Below are 15,052 nucleotides of genomic sequence, written 5' to 3' on the forward strand. Positions count from 1 at the left end.
ACGTGAAGCCTGCTCGCAGTCAACCTTTTAGCAGATTGCTTAAGCAAGAGCTAAATGGAATGTTCGAGCGGCAAAACGGCCCTATCTTGAACGGAACGCGGTTTGCGAAAGGGAAATGAAGGGGAGTGCATTTGGACGTCGCCGCTCCCAGCCTGGAAACCGCCGCGGGCTCGTGCCCGGCCTTCGAGGTCATCGAGCCGACCCGCCAGACCAGCCCCTTCGTGTTCTGCTCGCCCCACAGCGGGCGCGCCTATCCGTCCTCGTTCCTCGCGCAGAGCCGGCTCGGCCCCTCGGCGATCCGCCGCTCGGAAGACCTGTTCGTCGACCAGCTCTTCGACTTCGTGCCGGCGCTCGGCGCGCCGCTTCTCGTGGCAAGGTTTCCCCGCGCCTTTCTCGACGTCAATCGCGAGCCCTACGAACTCGATCCCGCGATGTTCTCGGGGCCTTTGCCCGACCGCGCGAACTCGGCCTCGGTACGCGTCGCGGGCGGCCTCGGGACCATCCCGCGCATCGTCGCCGAGCGCGAGGAAATCTATGCCGGGCGTATTCCGGTCGCCGAGGCGCTCTCGCGCATCGACACGATCTACATGCCCTTCCACGAGACGCTGGAGCGCCTCGTGGAGACGACGCGCCGCGCCTTCGGCTTCGCGATCCTGATCGACTGCCATTCGATGCCCTCCTCGGTCCGGCCGATGCCGGGCGGGCCGAAGGCCGACATCGTGGTGGGCGACCGGTTCGGCACCAGCGCCGCGCACCACTACGTCGCGATGGCGGTACAGCGCCTGACGGCGCTCGGCCTCGATGTGACGCGCAACAAGCCCTATGCCGGCGGCTATATCACCGAGCGCTACGGGCGGCCGCGCGGCGGGGTCCACGCCATCCAGCTCGAGATCAACCGCGCGCTCTATGCCGACGAGCGCAACTTCGTGCCGCATGCGGCCTTCACCCATTTCCGGCGCATCCTGTGGGAGTTCGCCTCATGCTTTGCCGCCGAGGTGGAATCGGAGCTCCAGCGCCCCGCCGCCGCCGAGTAGCGCGCACTCGCCAGGCGCTGGGGATCGCCGTATAGGACGGTCCCCGGCTGGAGACCCGACGATGACGACGCTGCCCGACGCTTCCTTCCTGTTCCGCCTGGCGGACGCCGCCGCGAAGGAGACGCTTCCGCGCTTCCGCACAGCGCTCAGCGTCGATTCCAAGCCCAAGGAGGGCTTCACCTTCGATCCGGTGACCGAGGCCGACCGCGAGGCGGAGAAGGCGATCCGCGCGATCATCGAGGCGGAGTATCCGGCCCACGCGATTCTCGGCGAGGAGTTCGGCCTGTCGGGCTCCGGCGACCATCTCTGGGTGATCGACCCGGTGGACGGCACGCGGCCCTTCATCTGCGGCGTCCCGGTCTGGGGCACGCTGATCGGCCTCCAGGTGCGCGAGCGCGCCGAGATCGGCATCATGAGCCAGCCCTACACGCGCGAGCGCTTCTGGGCGACGCCGGACGGCGCCTTCGGCGACGGGCCGCAGGGCGAGAAGCGCCTGCGGGTGCGCGACATCGGGGGGCTTGGCAACGCGACGCTCTTCTCGTCGGCGCCCGAGCTGTTCAAGGGCGGGCTGAAGGACCGCTTCCAGAGCCTCGTCGATCAGGTCCGGCTCACCCGCTTCGGGGCCGACTGCTACGCCTTCGCGATGCTGGCCGCCGGCCATGTCGACATCTGCGTCGAGCCGGGCCTCCAGCCCTACGACATCGTGGCGCTGACGCCGATCGTGGAGCAGGCCGGCGGCGTCATCACGACGTTCTCGGGCGGCCGGCCGGAGAACGGCGGCGACGTGGTGGCGGCCGCGACACCCGCCCTTCACGAGGCGGCGCTGCGCATCCTCAACGGCTGACGGGCGTTCCGGCGGGGTCGAGGACCGGGACCGCGACCGGGATGGGGGCGGCGGTCTTGGCCACCGCCTCGCCGATCAGCGTCTCGTCGAGCGCCGGCAGGGGCGGGGGCTTCGGCAGGCTCTCGGCAAAGAACGTCTCGATCGCGCCGAGCGCCGGCTCGCGAAAGCGGTCGGCCTCCTGCAGGAGTTCGTGCCGCGCGCCTGCGATGCGGATCGAATGGCCGCAGCGCATGCGCCAGGCGAGGCGCTCGGCGGCGGCGGCCGAGACGACCCGGTCGTCGCCCGGCAGGAGGAACAGGGCGGGAAGGTCGAGCCGCGCGATCCGGTCGGAATCGTCGAGCCGGCGCATGGCCTTCAGCGCGGCGCGCAGCCAGGAGGCCGAGACGCCCTCGACGGTGAGCCAAGGCGCCGCGGCCCGCAGGGACCGGTTGCGCTCGAAGCGGACGGTGTCGGTGGTGAGCACATTGCCCGCGAAGGGCTCGGACGGATCGATGCGCCGGGCCGGGCGCACCGGCAGGAAGCCGAGACCGCACCAGTGGAGGGCGCCCGCGACGAGGCCTTGAAAGCGGCGGAGCCCGGCCGAGCCCGGCAGGGCGACCAGCGGCGCGATCAGCGCCATGCGCTCGACATGCGCCGACAGGCGCCTTGAAGCGGCGAGCGCCACGAGGCCGCCCATCGAGTGGGCGAGCACCGCATAGGGCGGCGCGCAGCGGTCCATCACCACCTCGCGCAGGACGCGCTCGAGATCGTCGGCATAGTCCTCAACGTTCGCCACATGCCCGACGCCGGGCAGGAAGGTGCCGCGGCCCGAGCCGCCCTGGCCGCGCCAGTCGAAGGTGGCGACCGTGAAGCCGCGCGCGTTGAGGTCGCCGATCGTCTCGTAATATTTCTCGATGGCCTCGTTTCGCCCCTGAAGGAGGAGGACGGTTCCGCGGCTGGTCATGCCGGCCGGCCCCCGCCCGATCGCATAGCGCAGCCGCACCCCGTGGCCGAGATCGAGGTGGCCGGTCTCGAGGCCCGGCGGGGCCAGGTTCGCGTCGAGGGCAACGAAGACGTCTTGGTTCTCGGGCACGGCGGCTCCGTCGGGCATCAGGGCTCCACCGGTCCTAGCGCAGACGCGCGGCCGGTTGAAGGCGGATGACGGGGACAAGGGAGATCGGGGATCCTCTCGCGAGGACCCCCGACCCCGAGCGACCGGAGCGGAAGGGACGGGACGCGCCGGTCGTTTGCGAAAACGGTTGATGTCGGCCGCCCCGCGTCGGGGCGGTGCGGAGCCCTCGAGGATCGGAGGGCGACCCGGCCTCGTGAACTCGACGGGCCGAACGAAGGCGCCGTTCTAGGGCCGCCGACATGAACGGCAGCCGAAGCGCGCGTTCATCCAGCGTTCATCGCCGCGGCTGCCCTAAGTCGTTGTTCCGGCTGCATGAAAAAATTCGATGTCGACGCGCGACACGGCCCTTGAAGCCGTTTTCGGGCCCCACCATCTCATTCCTTGCGATCGCCCACTCGCGGGATCGCTGGCTCGGATCGACCGGCCGCCGCCTGATGTGCGGGGCCCCTTGGTCGACCGGCCACACACGCAAAACCGTTGCTCAATGGAGAACACCCATGCGTCAGTTCGACTTCGCTCCGCTGTACCGTTCCACCGTCGGTTTCGACCGGCTCTTCTCGATGCTCGACGCGGCCGGCACGGCCGAGAACGCCCAGAGCTATCCGCCCTACAACATCGAGCGCACCGGCGAGACCACCTACCGCATCACGATGGCGGTGGCCGGTTTCTCGGAGACCGAGCTCTCGATCGAGTCGCGTGAGAACACGCTGACCGTGAAGGGCGAGAAGGGCGACGAGGCGAACGGTTCGTCGGAGTATCTGTATCGCGGTATCGCGGGCCGCGCCTTCGAGCGCCGCTTCCAGCTGGCCGAGCATGTCGAGGTCAAGGGCGCGAGCCTCAAGAACGGCCTCCTGCACATCGACCTTGCTCGCATCGTGCCCGAGGCCCTGAAGCCCCGCCGCATCGAGATCGCCACGGCCAACACCAACGAGGCCAAGACGATCGAGGCCTCCGCCGCCTGATCGCGGCACATCTCGACAGAATTGAGAACGGCGCCCTGCGAGGCGCCGTTTTCGTTTGGGCGCTTCAGGCGATGAGGTCGCAGAAGCGATCGACGTCGCCGCGCTCGGTCGACCAGCTGGTCACGAGGCGATAGAGGCCCTCGCCCTCGCGCACCAGGCCAGGCATGTCGTGCGGCGCGTTCCAGTCGTAGAAGGTGGCCCCTTCCGCCCGCAGCCGCTCGGCGGTCGCCGTCTCGATCACGGCGAAGATCTCGTTGGAGCGCGTGTCCCAGGCCTGCCGCGCATGGGCGGAGCGGCCGATACCCTCGCGCAGCGCGTCCGCCATGGCGTTGGCGTGGGCGGCAAGCTCCAGCCACAGGCCGCCGTCGAGATAGGCGGCGAACTGGGCGGCCATGAAGCGCGTCTTGGAGAAGAGCTGCGCGCCGCGCTTGCGGATATAGGGGAACTGCTCCGCCTGCTTCGGGTCGAAGAAGACCACCGCCTCGGCGCACCAGCAGCCGTTCTTCGTGGCGCCGAAGGACAGGATGTCGACGCCCGCGCGCCATGTCATCTCGGCCGGCGAGGCGTTGGTCGCGGCCAGCGCGTTGGCAAAGCGCGCGCCGTCCATGTGAAAGGCGAGGTTGCGCTCGTGCGCGATCTCGCCGATCGCCGCGATCTCGGCCACCGAATAGAGCGTGCCCGCCTCGGTCGCCTGGCTGAGCGAGACCGCCATCGGCTGGCCGGCATGCACGAAACCCGGACGGAACCGGCCGAGCTCGGACACGAGATGGCCGGGGTCCATGCGTCCGAGCGCGCCCTCGACCGGCACCATGCGCGCGCCGTGGGTGAAGAATTCCGGCGCGCCGCATTCGTCCTGCGCGATGTGCGCTTCGCGATGGCACATCACGACGCCGCCCGGCCGGTTCACCGCGGCGAAGGACAAGGAATTCGCCGCCGTCCCCGTGCCGACGAAATAGACGGCGACCTCGCGCTCGAAGATCTCGTTGAAGCGCCGCTCGACGGCCTTGTCGATGTCGCTCGCCCCGTAGGCGGCGGCAAAGCCCGCGCCGTGGCGCTCCAGCGATTGCGTGACGGCGGGATGGGCGCCGGACCAGTTGTCGGAAGCAAAGATCATGGCGGCTGACTATCGCGCCCGCGCCCGCCCGTCAAAGCCGCGAATGGCTCGCCGCCTTTGCATGGAATGCTTGACGAAGTTAGAACCGCTCTTGCCGCGGATACACAAGTCTGGCATAAGCTGCGAAATAGGTCAGCATTGCTGCCCTATCTGGGGCGCCGTTCCCGGACGGTGCCCGGCAGGGCGCGTCGGGAGAGACGGCGGCCCGAACACGAACAGGCAGGCGCGGCGCGCGGCGGCAGGGAGCCGGACCGGGCGCCGAAGTCCTGCCCGAAGAACCAGGTTGCCTCGACCCTTTCGGGCGACGACGAGACAGGGAGACACGCGATGACGATCGAAACGCCATCCATCATCGAGGGTGAGGTCATTCAGACCACGAACACCGCGATGGGCGCCGTCAAACCGCGTCGCCTGCCGGAGCGCCAAGGCCTCTACGACCCGGCGAACGAGAGCGATGCCTGCGGCGTCGGCTTCATCGCGCACATGAAGAACCAGAAGTCCCACTCGATCGTCGAGAAGGGCCTGAAGATCCTGCACAACCTCGAGCATCGCGGGGCGGTCGGCGCCGACCCGCTGATGGGCGACGGCGCAGGCATGCTGGTGCAGATCCCGCACGAGTTCTTCCAGGCCGAGATGGGTACCCAAGGCGTCGAACTGCCCGAGGCCGGCCACTACGGCGTCGGCTTCGTGTTCATGCCGCAGGACGAGGCGCGCCGTCTCCACTTCAAGACGATCTTCGAGGCCGCCGCCGCCGAGGAAGGCTGCGCCGTCATCGGCTGGCGCGACGTGCCGGTGGACAATTCGTCGCTGTCGAAGGCCCCCGAGATCGCCGCGACCGAGCCCTGCCACCGGCAGGTCTTCATCGCGCGCCCCGCATCCGCCGCGACCGACGACGAGTTCGAGCGCAAGCTCTACATCATCCGCAAGGTCGTCTCGAACCGCGTCCATGCCGAGGCGCAGTCGGTCGATACCGACTTCTACGTCGTGTCGCTGTCGTCGCGCACGATCGTCTACAAGGGCATGTTCCTGTCCTATCAGGTCGGTGCCTACTACAAGGACCTGAAGGACCCGCGCTTCACCTCGGCGCTGGCGCTGGTCCACCAGCGCTTTTCCACCAACACGTTCCCGTCCTGGCGCCTCGCGCACCCCTATCGCATGGTGGCGCACAACGGCGAGATCAACACGTTGCGCGGCAACGTCAACTGGATGGCGGCGCGACAGGCGTCGGTCGATTCCGAGCTCTTCGGCAACGACATCTCCAAGCTCTGGCCGATCTCCTACGAGGGCCAGTCGGACACCGCCTGCTTCGACAATGCACTGGAGTTCCTGACGCAGGGCGGCTACCCGCTCGCCCATGCGATGATGATGCTCATCCCGGAAGCCTGGTCGGGCAACAAGGAGATGAGCCCGGAGCGCCAGGCCTTCTACGAGTACCACGCGGCGCTGATGGAGCCCTGGGACGGGCCGGCCGCCGTCTGCTTCACCGACGGGCGCCAGATCGGCGCGACGCTCGACCGCAACGGCTTGCGGCCGGCGCGCTATGTCGTGACCGACGACGACCTCGTGATCCTCGCCTCCGAGGCCGGCACGCTCGAAGTCGCCGAGGAGCGCATCGTCAAGAAGTGGCGCCTCCAGCCGGGCCGCATGCTCCTGATCGACCTCGAGAAGGGCCGCATCGTCTCCGACGAGGAGGTCAAGAGCGAGATCGCGGGCGCTAACCCCTATCGCGACTGGCTGCGCTCGACCCAGCTGATCCTCGAGGACCTGAAGCTCGTGCAGCCGCGCGCGAGTCGTGCGGACGTGTCGCTGCTCGACCGTCAGCAGGCCTTCGGCTACAGCCAGGAGGACACGAAGATCCTGATGGCGCCGATGGCCACGACCGGCCAGGAAGCCATCGGCTCGATGGGCACGGACACGCCGATTTCCGCCATGAGCGAGAAGTCGAAGCTGCTCTACACCTATTTCAAGCAGAACTTCGCACAGGTCACCAACCCGCCGATCGATCCGATCCGCGAGGAGTTGGTGATGAGCCTCGTCTCGTTCATCGGCCCGCGGCCGAACATCCTCGACCTCGAAGGGACCTCGCGCCGCAAGCGCCTCGAGGTGCGCCAGCCGATCCTGACCAACGCGGACCTCGAGAAGATCCGCACGATCGGCCACACCGAGGACCGGTTCGACACCAAGACGCTCGACACGACCTATCCGTCCGAACAGGGCGCGGCGGGCATGGCGGGCGCGCTCGACCGGCTCTGCGAGCGCGCGGAGGCGGCCGTCGTCGGCGGCTACAACATCATCATCCTGTCCGATCGCCAGATGGGGCCGGACCGCATTCCGCTGCCGGCGCTGCTGGCGACGGCCGCCGTGCACCATCACCTGATCCGCAAGGGCCTGCGCACCGCCGCCGGCCTCGTGGTGGAATCGGGCGAGCCGCGCGAGGTCCATCACTTCGCGTGCCTTGCCGGCTACGGCGCGGAGGCGATCAACCCCTATCTCGCCTTCGACACGCTGCTCGGCATGCATGCGCGCGGCGACTTCCCGCCGGAGGTCGATGCCAAGGAGGTCGTCGGCCGCTTCATCAAGTCGGTCGGCAAGGGTCTGCTCAAGGTCATGTCCAAGATGGGCATCTCGACCTACCAGTCCTATTGCGGCGCGCAGATCTTCGACGCGATCGGCCTGAAGTCCGAGTTCGTGAAGCGCTACTTCGCCGGCACCTCGACCACGATCGAGGGCGTCGGGCTGGAGGAGATCGCCCGCGAGACGGTGGAGCGGCACGCGCTCGCCTTCTCCGACGATCCGGTTCTGGCGCGCTCGCTCGAGGTCGGCGGCGAATATGCGTACCGCATGCGCGGCGAAGCCCACATCTGGTCGCCAGATGCTGTCGCGACGCTCCAGCACGCCGTGCGCCTCGACAGCTACGACACCTATAAGGAGTACGCGGCGCTCGTGAACGAGTCGGCCGTCGCCAACTCGACCATCCGCGGCCTCTTCAAGCTGCGCATGGCGGAAGAGGTCGGCTTGACGCCGGTACCGCTCGACGAGGTCGAGCCGGCCGCCGAGATCGTCAAGCGCTTCTCGACGGGCGCGATGAGCTTCGGCTCGATCAGCCGTGAAGCCCATGCGACGCTCGCCGTCGCCATGAACCGCATCGGCGGCAAGTCGAACACGGGCGAGGGCGGCGAGGAGCCGGACCGCTACCTGAAGCTGCCCGACGGCTCGAAGAACCCCGAGCGCTCGGCCATCAAGCAGGTGGCATCCGGGCGCTTCGGCGTGACGACCGAGTATCTCGTCAACGCCGACATGCTGCAGATCAAGGTGGCGCAGGGTGCCAAGCCCGGCGAGGGCGGCCAGCTGCCCGGCCACAAGGTGGATGCGACCATCGCCAAGACCCGGCATTCCACGCCGGGCGTCGGCCTGATCTCGCCGCCGCCGCACCACGACATCTATTCGATCGAGGATCTGGCGCAGCTCATCTACGACCTGAAGAACGTCAACCCGGAAGCCGACATCTCGGTGAAGCTCGTATCCGAGGTCGGCGTCGGCACGGTGGCCGCCGGCGTCGCCAAGGCGCGCGCCGACCACATCATCGTGTCGGGCTACGACGGGGGCACAGGCGCATCGCCCTTGACCTCCATCAAGCACGCGGGCTCCCCGTGGGAGATGGGCCTTGCCGAGACCCAGCAGACGCTGGTCCTTAACGGCCTTCGCTCGCGCATCGCACTGCAGGTCGACGGCGGCCTTCGGTCGGGCCGCGACGTCGTGATCGGCGCGCTTCTGGGCGCCGACGAGTTCGGCTTCTCGACGGGCCCGCTGATCGCGGCCGGCTGCATCATGATGCGCAAGTGCCACCTGAACACCTGCCCCGTCGGGGTCGCGACGCAGGATCCGGTCCTTCGCTCGCGCTTCAAGGGCACGCCCGAGCACGTCATCAACTTCTTCTTCTTCGTCGCCGAAGAGGTGCGCGAGATCATGGCGGCGATGGGCGTTCGTACCCTTGCCGAGCTGATCGGGCGCTCCGAGCGGCTCGACAAGCGGGAGCTGATCGACCACTGGAAGGCCAAGGGTCTCGACTTCTCCAAGATGTTCTTCAAGCCGGACGCCGCGCTGGAGGAAACCTACTGGACGAAGCGCCAGGAGCATCCGATCGCGGACGTTCTCGACCGCAAGCTGATCGCGCAGGCTGAAAGCGCTCTCACCGCGCGCCAGCAGGTCGAGATCGAGACCGCGATCGGCAACGTCGACCGCTCGGCCGGCGCGATGCTCTCGGGCGAGGTCGCCAAGCGGTTCGGCCACAAGGGGCTCGCCGACGACACGATCAAGGTGAAGCTGACGGGCACCGCCGGCCAGAGCTTCGCGGCGTTCCTTGCCAAGGGCGTCACCTTCGATCTCGTCGGCGACGGCAACGACTATGTCGGCAAGGGCCTGTCGGGCGGCAAGATCATCGTCCGGCCGCGCGCCAACACGCGCATCGTGCCGGAGGAGTCGATCATCGTCGGCAACACGGTGCTCTACGGCGCGATCGCCGGCGAGTGCTACTTCCGGGGTGTGGCGGGCGAGCGCTTCGCCGTGCGCAACTCGGGCGCCATCGCGGTGGTCGAGGGCGTCGGCGACCACGGCTGCGAATACATGACCGGCGGCGTGGTGGTGATCCTCGGGCACACGGGCCGCAACTTCGCGGCCGGCATGTCGGGCGGCATCGCCTATGTCTACGATCCCGAAGGCAACTTCGCGAACCGCTGCAACATGGCGATGGTCGAGCTCGAGCCGGTGCCGGAAGAGGACGATCTCCTCGAGAAGCTGCACCACCATGGCGGCGACCTCCAGCACAAGGGACGCGTCGACGTGTCCTCCAACATGACCGGCCACGACGACGAGCGGCTGTTCCAGCTGATCTCCAACCATTTCCACTACACGGGCTCGACCCGCGCCAAGGAGATGCTGGACCACTGGGAGACCTACCGCCCGAAATTCGTGAAGGTCATGCCGGTGGAGTACCGCCGCGCGCTTCTCGAAATGGAGCGCATGCGCATGGGCGTCGCGGCCGAATAGAGGCCGCCGCCTTCCGGAGCCCGCGAAACGTCGGGCCGCCCCTCGCGACGAGGCCGGCGGCCCGGTCGCGGGTCCCGGCTCGCGATCGCGAAGTTTGGACGCGTTCTATCCTCGCGGAAAGTGTTGTAAGGCGAGCCCGGTCGGCAAGGGTCCGATCGCTCGCATGAGGGGTGGGTTCGCGCGCTAACGTGGAGCGCCGCCGCCCGGACGGAGGGGCATTATGGGCAAGGTCACGGGCTTTCTCGAGATCGACCGGCAGACGGCGAAGTATCAGCCGGCGTCCGATCGCATCCGGCATTTTCGCGAGTTCACGCTGCCGATGTCCGACGAGGAGGTCGGCAAGCAGGCGGCACGCTGCATGGACTGCGGCATTCCCTTCTGCCACGGGCCGACGGGCTGCCCCGTCCACAACCAGATCCCGGACTGGAACGACCTCGTCTATTCCAACGACTGGGAAGGCGCGATCCGCAACCTCCACTCGACCAACAACTTCCCCGAGTTCACTGGCCGCATCTGCCCCGCCCCGTGCGAGGAGGCCTGCACGCTGAACTTGGAAGACACGCCCGTCGCCATCAAGACGGTGGAACAGGCGATCGCCGACAAGGCCTACAAGCTCGGCCTCATCAAGCCGCAGCCGGCCGAGACCAAGACCGGCAAGCGCGTCGCGGTCATCGGCTCCGGCCCCGCCGGCATGGCCGCCGCCCAGCAGCTCGGCCGCGCCGGCCACGAGGTGCATGTCTTCGAGCGCGAAAGCCGCGCCGGGGGGCTCCTTCGCTACGGCATTCCCGACTTCAAGATGGAGAAGCACTTCATCGACAAGCGCGTCGAGCAGATGGAAGGCGAGGGCGTCACGTTCCACTACGGCGTCAATGTCGGGAAGACGAAGCCGCTCGAGGAGCTGCGCGCCGAGTTCGACGCCGTGCTCTACTGCGGCGGCGCCGAGCGACCGCGCGATGCCGGCATCCCGACCAACGGCCTCTACGGCATCCATGACGCCATGCCTTATCTCGTCCAGCAGAACCGCCGCGTCGGCGGCGAGCCTGTCGCGAGCGCCGGCTGGAATGCCGGCGAGATCTGGGCCGGCGGCAAGCATGTCGTCGTCGTCGGCGGCGGCGACACGGCGTCCGACTGCGTCGGCACCGCCTTCCGCCAAGGCGCGGTGAAGGTCACGCAGCTCGACATCCGCCCGCAGCCGCCGAAGATGGAGAACAAGCTCGAGGTCTGGCCTTACTGGGCGACCAAGATGCGCGTGTCATCGTCGCAGGCCGAGGGCGCGATGCGCGAGTTCCAGGTCGCGACGCTGGAGTTCATCGGCGAGGATGGCCAGCTGACGGGCGTGAAGTGCGCCGAGGTGGACGAGCGACGCAAGCCGATCCACGGCACCGAGTTCGTGATCCGCGCCGATCTCGCCTTCATCGCGATCGGCTTTGCCGGCCCCTTCACCGACGCGCTCGTGGCCGAGGCCGGCGAGGCGCTGGCGATGAAGCGCGACGCGCGGGGCAACGTCGCCGTCCAGGCCGACGACAAGGCCTATGCGACCTCGATGGACGGCGTCTATGCCGCCGGCGACGTGCGCCGCGGCCAGTCGCTCGTCGTCTGGGCGATCCGCGAGGGCCGTCAGGCCGCGCGCGCCATCGACCTCGCGCTCACCGGCCAGACGACGCTGCCGCGCTGAGGCCGATCCCTGGCGCCGGGTCCGCCCGGCGCTAACGCGTCTGTCCTGATGGAGGGGAGGCGAGATGGACTGGTTCGCGCCGATCGACGCCTATTGCGAGCGGCTGGGACCGGGCCTTTCCGCCGAGCCCCTGAACGCCGCGACCAACCTCGCCTTCCTCCTCGGTGCGGCGGTCGCATGGCGGCACTGGCGCACGCGTCCCGATCGCGACGGCATCACGCTCGCCTTCATTCTTCTCGTCGCGGTGATCGGCGTCGGGTCGTTCCTGTTCCACACGTTCGCCAACGGCTGGTCGCTTCTGGCCGACGTCATCCCGATCGCCGTCTTCATCTACGGCTTCTTCGCGCTCGCTCTCTTCCGCTTCATTGGTCTTCGACCGGCGCTGGCCGTCGCGGGCACGATCGGATTTGCGGTCGCGGCGCAGGTCGTCGAACGGCTGGCCGGACCCGTCCTCGGCTCCTCCGCCTCCTACCTGCCGGCACTTCTGGCGCTCGGCGGCATCGGCGGCGTCCTCCTCGCCCGGCGCCATGGCGCGGGCCGATGGCTGCTCGCCGCCGCCGCGGTCTTCGTCCTCTCGCTGACGTTCCGTACGCTGGATACGCCCCTATGCGCGGGCTTGCCCTTCGGCACGCATTTCCTGTGGCACGTCCTGAACGCCGTCACGCTGACGCTCTGCCTGATGGCGGCGATCCGGTTTCCGGCCGACTCCGCGGTCATCCGGCCCGCCGCCTCCGCGAGACGTCCGGCGCGCCGGAAATAAAAAAAGGCCGGGCGCTTCCCCCGAAGCGCCCGGCCGCGACGGTCCCCCGCCGTGAAACGTCAGATCAGCCCTGCGGCGCCTTGATGCGGTGCTCGGCGAGGCGCTCCTTGCCCTGGAGCACGATCACGCGGGCGTTCATTGGAACGCGGTCGTAGAGGTCGACGATATCCTGGTTCATCAGGCGGATGCAGCCCGACGAGACCGACTTGCCGATCGACCACCACTCCGGCGTGCCGTGCAGGCGGTAGAGCGTATCCTTGTTGCCCTGATAGAGGTAGAGGGCGCGGGCGCCGAGCGGGTTCATCAGGCCCGGCTCCATGCCGACCTGGTTGCCGTAAGGCTTGAGTTCCGGGCGACGCTCGATCATCTCGGCCGGCGGAAACCACTTCGGCCAGTGTTGCTTGTCCTTGATGTCGGCCTCGCCCGCCCAGGAGAAGCCGGCCTTGCCGACGCCGATGCCGTAGCGCATCGCGGTGCCCTGCGGCTCGATGACATAGAGGAAATGGTTGCCGGTATCGACCACGACGGTGCCGGGCTCCATGCCCTCGCCGTTGTAGAAGACGCGTTGGCGGCGGTACTTGGCATCGACCTTCGAGATCGGGATGGCCGGCAGCTTGAAGGCGCCGTCCTCCACCGCGCCGTAGGCGGTGAGTTCGACCGGACCCAGCGGGCCGCCGGAGACGATCGCCTCGGCCGGCGCGACGTAGGCCTGCGCCATCGGCACGGGCGCCGGATTGAGCGAGGCGCGTTGCTGCGTCTGCGTGGTGCAGGCGCCGAGCGTGGCCAGGGCGGCGAGCGAGACGCCGAGAAGGAGGGTGTTCGAGCGGGTCTTCATGGAGCGTCCGGTGCGACTGCGAGGGCATGACGGCCAGGCATGACGGGCTCCCAGGACAGGCAGTCCCCCATCGGAGGCCACCCTCTGGTACGCCGCGGCGAGTCGCCTGGCAACGCGGTCAGTAGACCCCGGTATGGTTAAGATTGTCCTTGTTGCCGCACCACAACAGTTGACGCGGGGGAGACCCGTTCCACTTCAGGTTGACGGGGCGAAGTTCGAGCAAAACCGGGGACTTCGGATGAATATCGGCGAAGCTGCACGTCGTTCGGGCCTGCCGCCCAAGACGATCCGCAACTACGAGGACCTCGGTCTCGTGTCGCCGGCGCGCGCGCCCAACGGCTACCGCGACTACTGCGAGCGCGACGTGCATATCCTGCGCTTCCTGCAGCGCTCCCTCTCGCTCGGCTTCGACGTGTCGGAGACGCGCCGGCTCCTCGCCTCCTATGCGCCGGGCGCTCGGCGCGACGAGGCGCGCCGGCTGGCCGAGCGGCGTGCGGTCGAGATCGACCGCAAGATCCTCGAGCTTCACAGCCTCCGCCGGGCGCTGACCGATCTGATGGATGACAGCGACGAGCCCCGCGGCTGGCCGGTGCTCGACGAGGTGCCGAACGAAGGGGCCCGCGTGGCGCGCCCCGCGCTCTAAGATCGTTCTCCGGCGTATCGGATGTTTCCGATTCGTTTCGCCGCACCCCTTGATTCGGCTCCGCTTTCCCCGCTACTCGGAAAGCCATGCCGATCGTTTCCCCCTTTCGTCGCGATCCCCTCGTCGACGGGCGCCAGTCCGAGCGGGCCATGCTGGTGCGTCGCGGCGTCCAGCGCCTGATGATCCAGATGCGCGTGTCGGTCCTGCCCGAGATCCCGCTCGTGTCGGGCCGGCGGGCCGACCTTCTCTGCCTGTCGGAAAAGGGCGAGTTCTCGATCGTCGAGATCAAGTCCTCGATCGAGGACTTCCGGGTCGACCGCAAATGGCCGGACTACCGGCTGCATTGCGACCGACTGTATTTCGCGACGCACCCGGGCGTGCCGGTCGACATCTTCCCGGAGGATTGCGGGCTGATCCTGTCGGACGGCTACGGCGCCGAAATCCTGCGCGAGGCGCCGGAAACGCGGATGGCGTCGGCCACCCGCAAGGCCCTGACGCTGCGCTTCGCGCGCCTCGCCTCCGACCGGCTGCTGCAGGCCGAGTGGGTCGCCAATCCCTACATGACCGGCGACGCCGCGGACTGAACGCGCCTCAGCGCGGCGCGCGCTTGGCGAGGATCCGCTGCAGCGTGCGGCGGTGCATCGACAGGCGACGCGCGGTCTCCGACACGTTGCGGTCGCACATCTCGTAGATGCGCTGGATGTGCTCCCAACGGATCCGGTCGGCCGACATCGGGTTCTCCGGCGGCTCGGCCTTGATCTCGGGATCGCGCGTCAGCGCCGCGATCACCTCGTCGGCGTCGGCGGGCTTGGCGAGATAATCGATCGCGCCGAGCTTCACCGCGTTCACCGCGGTCGCGATATTGCCGTAGCCGGTCAGCACCACGGCGCGCGCGCCCGGCCTCTGGCGCCGAAGCGCCTCGATCACGTCGAGCCCGTTGCCGAGCCCGAGACGCAGGTCCACCACGGCATAGGCGGGCGCCTGGGTCTTGAGGGCCGCAAGGCCCTCGGACACCGTCTCGGGCTCGG

At 68.5% G+C, this 15,052-nt stretch carries 11 protein-coding genes and 1 pseudogene; 8 read left to right on the forward strand and 4 right to left on the reverse strand.

Going from position 1 to position 15,052, the window contains the following annotated elements; all coding sequences use genetic code 11:
- Window positions 1-131 precede the first annotated feature (131 nt).
- Together QZ753_RS08035 and hisN are read left to right on the forward strand one after the other, a co-directional pair.
- Window positions 132-1,034: an N-formylglutamate amidohydrolase gene (locus QZ753_RS08035; RefSeq protein ID WP_294642633.1), complete on the forward strand. Its 903-nt coding sequence runs from the start codon at window positions 132-134 to the stop codon at window positions 1,032-1,034.
- A 61-nt stretch (window positions 1,035-1,095) separates the two neighbouring features.
- Window positions 1,096-1,878 (forward strand): histidinol-phosphatase, encoded by a 783-nt coding sequence (gene hisN / locus QZ753_RS08040; protein WP_294642613.1) that lies wholly within the window; start codon window positions 1,096-1,098, stop codon window positions 1,876-1,878.
- On the opposite strand, the gene QZ753_RS08045 is transcribed toward hisN, so the two are convergent.
- Entirely contained in the window at window positions 1,868-2,968 is a 1,101-nt protein-coding gene (locus QZ753_RS08045) for an alpha/beta fold hydrolase (RefSeq protein WP_294642615.1), read from the reverse strand. The genes hisN and QZ753_RS08045 overlap by 11 nt on opposite strands.
- 518 nt (window positions 2,969-3,486) lie before the next feature.
- On the opposite strand from QZ753_RS08045, the gene QZ753_RS08050 reads away from it, so the two are divergent.
- Window positions 3,487-3,951, forward strand: a complete 465-nt coding sequence (locus QZ753_RS08050) for an Hsp20 family protein (protein WP_294642616.1) — start codon at window positions 3,487-3,489, stop codon at window positions 3,949-3,951.
- A gap of 64 nt (window positions 3,952-4,015) precedes the next feature.
- On the opposite strand, the gene QZ753_RS08055 is transcribed toward QZ753_RS08050, so the two are convergent.
- Window positions 4,016-5,065, reverse strand: coding sequence for a low specificity L-threonine aldolase (locus QZ753_RS08055; protein WP_294642618.1), 1,050 nt, complete (start codon window positions 5,063-5,065; stop codon window positions 4,016-4,018).
- 411 nt (window positions 5,066-5,476) lie between these two features.
- On the opposite strand from QZ753_RS08055, the pseudogene gltB reads away from it, so the two are divergent.
- From gltB to QZ753_RS08070, 3 genes and pseudogenes are all read left to right on the forward strand, one after another.
- A pseudogene (gene gltB / locus QZ753_RS08060) lies at window positions 5,477-10,111 on the forward strand (glutamate synthase large subunit); the annotation flags it as partial.
- A gap of 220 nt (window positions 10,112-10,331) precedes the next feature.
- Window positions 10,332-11,786 (forward strand): glutamate synthase subunit beta, encoded by a 1,455-nt coding sequence (locus tag QZ753_RS08065; protein WP_294642620.1) that lies wholly within the window; start codon window positions 10,332-10,334, stop codon window positions 11,784-11,786.
- A 64-nt stretch (window positions 11,787-11,850) separates the two neighbouring features.
- Window positions 11,851-12,546, forward strand: coding sequence for a hypothetical protein (locus tag QZ753_RS08070; RefSeq protein WP_294642622.1), 696 nt, complete (start codon window positions 11,851-11,853; stop codon window positions 12,544-12,546).
- Between the two features lie 64 nt (window positions 12,547-12,610).
- On the opposite strand, the gene QZ753_RS08075 is transcribed toward QZ753_RS08070, so the two are convergent.
- Window positions 12,611-13,381: a L,D-transpeptidase gene (locus tag QZ753_RS08075; protein WP_294642624.1), complete on the reverse strand. Its 771-nt coding sequence runs from the start codon at window positions 13,379-13,381 to the stop codon at window positions 12,611-12,613.
- A 238-nt stretch (window positions 13,382-13,619) separates the two neighbouring features.
- Between QZ753_RS08075 and QZ753_RS08080 the strand changes: the two genes are divergently transcribed.
- Both QZ753_RS08080 and QZ753_RS08085 read left to right on the forward strand, forming a co-directional pair.
- On the forward strand, window positions 13,620-14,024 hold the full coding sequence (locus QZ753_RS08080) for a MerR family transcriptional regulator (protein WP_294642626.1): 405 nt from the start codon (window positions 13,620-13,622) through the stop codon (window positions 14,022-14,024).
- Between the two features lie 86 nt (window positions 14,025-14,110).
- Complete coding sequence (locus tag QZ753_RS08085) at window positions 14,111-14,608, forward strand: MmcB family DNA repair protein (RefSeq protein ID WP_090962054.1); 498 nt, start codon at window positions 14,111-14,113, stop codon at window positions 14,606-14,608.
- Between the two features lie 7 nt (window positions 14,609-14,615).
- Here the strand turns inward: QZ753_RS08085 and QZ753_RS08090 are convergent.
- Window positions 14,616-15,052: ActR/PrrA/RegA family redox response regulator transcription factor (locus tag QZ753_RS08090; protein WP_294642629.1), on the reverse strand; the 437-nt coding region annotated here is incomplete at its 5' end.

Origin of the sequence: uncultured Aureimonas sp. (genome assembly GCF_913775355.1) — a bacterium.
GTDB lineage: Bacteria > Pseudomonadota > Alphaproteobacteria > Rhizobiales > Rhizobiaceae > Aureimonas.

Coding starts and splice junctions, on each gene's coding strand:
- QZ753_RS08050 (WP_294642616.1), top strand. CDS start 3,487: ATGCGTCAGTTCGACTTCGCTCCGCTGTACCGTTCCACCGTCGGTTTC.
- hisN (WP_294642613.1), top strand. CDS start 1,096: ATGACGACGCTGCCCGACGCTTCCTTCCTGTTCCGCCTGGCGGACGCC.
- QZ753_RS08075 (WP_294642624.1), bottom strand. CDS start 13,381: ATGAAGACCCGCTCGAACACCCTCCTTCTCGGCGTCTCGCTCGCCGCC.
- QZ753_RS08070 (WP_294642622.1), top strand. CDS start 11,851: ATGGACTGGTTCGCGCCGATCGACGCCTATTGCGAGCGGCTGGGACCG.
- QZ753_RS08045 (WP_294642615.1), bottom strand. CDS start 2,968: ATGCCCGACGGAGCCGCCGTGCCCGAGAACCAAGACGTCTTCGTTGCC.
- QZ753_RS08080 (WP_294642626.1), top strand. CDS start 13,620: ATGAATATCGGCGAAGCTGCACGTCGTTCGGGCCTGCCGCCCAAGACG.
- QZ753_RS08055 (WP_294642618.1), bottom strand. CDS start 5,065: ATGATCTTTGCTTCCGACAACTGGTCCGGCGCCCATCCCGCCGTCACG.
- QZ753_RS08085 (WP_090962054.1), top strand. CDS start 14,111: ATGCCGATCGTTTCCCCCTTTCGTCGCGATCCCCTCGTCGACGGGCGC.
- QZ753_RS08065 (WP_294642620.1), top strand. CDS start 10,332: ATGGGCAAGGTCACGGGCTTTCTCGAGATCGACCGGCAGACGGCGAAG.